The sequence below is a fragment of the Rhodococcus sp. R1101 genome (assembly GCF_000278445.1).
GTDB lineage: Bacteria > Actinomycetota > Actinomycetes > Mycobacteriales > Mycobacteriaceae > Rhodococcus > Rhodococcus gordoniae.
Map to the genome: position 1 here is coordinate 1 of NZ_AJVB01000286.1, position 4,759 is coordinate 4,759.

Annotated in this window: 1 protein-coding gene; it reads left to right on the forward strand. The window is 68.9% G+C overall.

Annotated features, from left to right (window positions below):
- Nucleotides 1–4,759 (forward strand): non-ribosomal peptide synthetase (locus R1101_RS27070; RefSeq protein ID WP_016934399.1); only part of this gene is annotated, 4,759 nt, incomplete at both ends.

Genomic DNA, 4,759 nt, shown 5'->3' on the forward strand with positions numbered 1-4,759 from the left:
CGACGCCTTCGCGCACGCCGACGTCCCCTTCGAACGGCTCGTCGAGATCCTCGATCCTCAGCGGTCACAGGCCCGTCACCCGCTGTTCCAGGTGGCGCTCACGTTCCAGAACACCGGTGATGTCGAGTTCGCTCTCGACGGCGTCACCGCCCGGGCCCTCCACTACGACGCGGATACCGCCAAGTTCGACCTGCAGTTCACGTTTGCGGAGAGGAAGGGCGAGGACGATGCGGACGCGGGCATGGATTTCGCCGTCACCTACGCGACGGACCTGTTCGACGACCTGAGGGTCGCGGCGTTCGCGGAGCAGTTGCTCCGGATTCTGCGTGCGGTCGTGGAGGACCCTTCGGCCGTGGTCGGGGACATCGAGATCCTCGACGATTTCGAGCGGGAACTGGTCGTCTCGCGCTGGAACTCGCTGGGCGACGACGTCGCGCCGGCCGGGGCGACGCTCGTGGACATGTTCGAGGCGCGCGTCGCCGAGCGCGGCGACGCGGTCGCGGTGCGGTTCGGAAACGAGCAGTTGTCCTACCGCGAACTCGGTGCGCGGGTGCACCGCCTGGCACGTCATCTCATCGACGTCGGGGCAGGCCCCGAGGATCTCGTCGCGGTCGCGATGCCGCGCTCGCTCGATCTGATCGTCGCGCTGCTCGCAGTGCTCGAAGCCGGTGCCGGATACCTGCCGATCGATCCGAACTCGCCGGCCGACCGGATCGAGTTCCTGGTCTCGGACGCGACGCCGGTGGCGGTGGTGACCACCTCGGATGCCGAGGTGCCGTTCCCGGACTCGGTGCCGATCGTCGAGATCGACCGTCTGGATCTGTCGGACGTCGACGACGCACCGATCCTCGACGCGGAGCGCCGTGCCGCGCTCACGCCGACGAACCTGGCGTACGTGATCTACACGTCGGGATCGACCGGACGCCCGAAGGGTGTGCTGATCCCGCATCGCACTGTGGTGCGGCTGATGGTCAACACCGAATCGGTGTACGGCTTCGACTCGTCGGACGTGTGGACGATGTTCCACAGCTACGCCTTCGACTTCTCGGTATGGGAGCTGTGGGGGCCGCTGCTCTACGGCGGAACCCTCGTGGTCGTCGACTACTTCACATCGCGTTCGCCGGAAGCCTTCCGCGAGTTGCTGATCCGCGAACGGGTCACCGTGCTCAACCAGACGCCGTCGGCCTTCTACCAGCTGGTCGAGGCAGACCGGGTCGCGGTCGACGAGGCGCAGTTGTCGCTGCGGTACGTGATCTTCGGTGGTGAGGCGCTCGAGCCGCGCCGTCTCGCCGGGTGGTTCGAGCGCCACGGAGAGGCGGGACGAGCACAGCGACGGGGGATCGGCACAGCCCCGCGCCTGGTGAACATGTACGGCATCACGGAGACGACCGTGCATGTGTCGTACCGGGAGATCGGTGCCGATCTGGCGCAGGGTGCGTCCGCGAGCGTGGTCGGTGTCCCGATCGCAGGTCTGCGGGTGTACGTGCTGGACCGTCGCCTGAAGCCGGTACCGGTGGGTGTGGCCGGCGAGATGTACGTCGGCGGTGGCCAGTTGGCGCGTGGTTACCTGCGTCGCCCCGAGCTGTCCGCGGCACGTTTCGTCGCCGATCCGTTCTCGTCCGACGGTGCGCTGCTGTACCGGACGGGCGACGTCGCCCGCTGGGTCGTCTCGGGCGATCTCGAATATCTCGGCCGCGCCGACGACCAGGTGAAGATCCGCGGTTTCCGCATCGAACTCGGCGAGGTCGAGGCTGCGGTGCTCGCGCAGGACGACGTCGCGCACGCCGCGGTGATCGTGCGCGAGGACACCCCGGGAGCGGTCCGGATCGTCGCCTATGTGGTTGCGCGCGAAGGCATGTCGATCGACACCGAAGAGCTGCGCAGCAGTGTCGCCGTGGTCCTGCCGGAGTACATGGTGCCCTCGGCGTTCGTGGTGATCGAGGCGATCCCGCTGACGGTCAACGGCAAGCTCGACCGCCGGGCGCTGCCCGAGCCGGTGTTCGAGACACGTGGTTTCCGCGCGCCGAGCACTCCGCTCGAGGAGATCGTGGCAGGCGTGTTCGCCGATGTGCTCGGTGTCGACCGTATCGGCGCCGACGACGACTTCTTCGCGCTCGGCGGCAACTCTCTGATCGCGACGCAGGTCGTTTCCCGGCTCGGTGCCGCGCTCGACGCGCAGGTGCCGGTGCGGGCGTTGTTCGAGGCGTCCACCGTCGCGGAACTCGCCACCCGGGTCGAACACGAATCCGGTCGCGGTGGGCGAGTGCCGCTGGCGGCCCGGACCCGGCCGGAGTCGATCCCGCTGTCTCCCGCACAGCAGCGGATGTGGTTCCTCAACCGGTTCGATCCCGACTCGACGGCCTACAACATCCCGTTCGCGTTGCGGATGAAGGGCGTACTGGACGTCGACGCGTTGCGTGCCGCGGTCGCCGACCTCGTCGCACGGCACGAGTCACTGCGCACCGTCTATCCCGAGACGGACTCCGGCCCGATCCAGCGCATCCTGCCGGCCTCTCGGATCCGGCCCGGGCTCGAACCGGTCGACGTCGCCGTCGCCGATCTCGAGGCACGCATGCGGGAGATCGCTGCGGCAGGCTTCGACGTCACCGTCGATGTGCCGGTGCGGATGCATCTGCTCCGTGTGGCCGACGACGATCACGTCCTCGTCACCGTGGTCCACCACATCAGCGCCGACGGTTCGTCGATGGTGCCGCTGGTCCGCGACGTCATGACGGCCTACGCCGCCCGCTCCGCCGACACCGAACCGGCGTGGGCGCCGCTCGAGGTGCAGTACGCCGACTTCGCGCTGTGGCAGCGGGAGGTTCTCGGCTCCGAGGACGATCCGGATTCGACCGCCGCCGAGCAGCTCGGCTACTGGCGCACCGCGCTCGCCGACCTGCCCGACCAGCTCGACCTGCCGCTCGACCGTCCGCGGCCCGCGCAGCAGAGCTTCCGCGGCGACCGCGTGGAGTTCACCCTCGGCGCGGATCTGCACCGCGAGCTGCGCGATCTGGCACGCAACCGGAACGCGACCGTGTTCATGGCCGTGCACGCCGCCTTCGCGGCGCTGCTCGCGCGCCTGTCCGGCTCGACGGACATCGCGGTGGGCACCCCCATCGCGGGTCGCACCGAGCAGGCCACCGAGGACATCATCGGCATGTTCGTCAACACGCTGGTGCTCCGGCTGCAGGTGGACGGCGATGCGTCCTTCGACGAACTGCTCTCGGCGGCACGGGAAACCGATCTGCAGGCCTTCGCACACGCGGACGTGCCGTTCGAGCGTCTCGTCGAGATCCTGAATCCGGCCCGGTCGACGGCCCGGCATCCGCTGTTCCAGGTCGGCTTCTCGTTCCAGAACCAGAGCCGATCCGAACTCGCCCTGCCCGGCCTCGACATCGAACCGGTCGACCTCGAGGGCGGCACCGCCCAGTTCGACATGCACCTGATCGTCGCCGACCGTTACGGCGACGACGGCGCGCCGCAGGGCATCGACGCGATCCTCACGTACGCGACGGATCTGTTCGACCGCGAGACCGCGGAGACCGTCGCGGCCCGTTTCGAGCAGTTGCTCGCAGCGCTCGTCGAGATGCCGTCGCTGCCCGTGGGCGACCACGCCGTGCTGCTGCCGGAGGAACGCGGCACCGTGCTGGGGGAATGGAACGACACTGCTCACGGGACCGACACGCGAGCGACTCTCGTCGACCTGTTCGACGAGCAGGTCGCCGCGCACCGCGACGCCGTCGCACTCGTGTACGAGGGCCGGCGGTGGACCTACGGCGAGTTCGATTCGTCGGTCAACCGTCTCGCCCGGCATCTGCTGGGTCTCGGTGTGGGACCGGAGGATCGGGTCGCGTTGGCGATTCGTCGTTCGCCCGAGCTGCTCGTGGGCATGTACGCGATCGCGAAGACCGGTGCGGCCTACGTGCCGGTCGACCCGGACCAGCCCGCCGAGCGCAACACCTACATCCTCGACACGGCCGCACCCGTCGCGATCGTCACGACGAGCGGCGACCGTGTGGAGCACGGCATCGCGCCGATCGTCGAACTCGACCGCCTCGACCTCGTCGGGGTCGCGGACGGACCGATCGTCGACACCGACCGGTCCGCTCCACTGCGGCCGGGCAACACGGCGTACGTGATCTTCACGTCGGGTTCGACCGGCCGCCCCAAGGGTGTCGCGGTCTCGCACGCCGCGATCGTCAACCAGCTGCTGTGGAAGCGTGAGCATTTCGGCCTCGGGTCCGACGACGCGGTGCTGCTCAAGACCGTCGCGACGTTCGACCTGTCGGTGTGGGAGTTCTGGTCGGCGCTCACCAGCGGTGCTCGCCTGGTGATCGCCACCGCCGACGGACACCGCGATCCCGACCACCTGCTCGCACTGCTGCGCGACGAGCAGGTGACCACGCTGCACACCGTTCCGTCGATGCTGTCGATGCTGATGACGGTCGCAGCCGGTCCGGTGGCGCCGTCGCTGCGCCGGATCCTCGCGATCGGTGAGGCCCTGCCCGCGGCGGTGGCCCAGCAGTTCCGTGCCGACAACACCGCGAGGTTGTACAACCTCTACGGACCGACCGAGGCCGCGGTCTCGGTCACCGTCCACGAGGTCGACGACGCCGACCGGATCGTCGTCCCGATCGGTGTGCCCGAGTGGAACACCGCCGTCTACGTCCTCGACGAGACGGTCGCCACCGGACCGGCTGCGACCGTCATCAGCATCGACGGCATCGACGGAACGGTGTGCAGCGTGGTCACCTGCTCG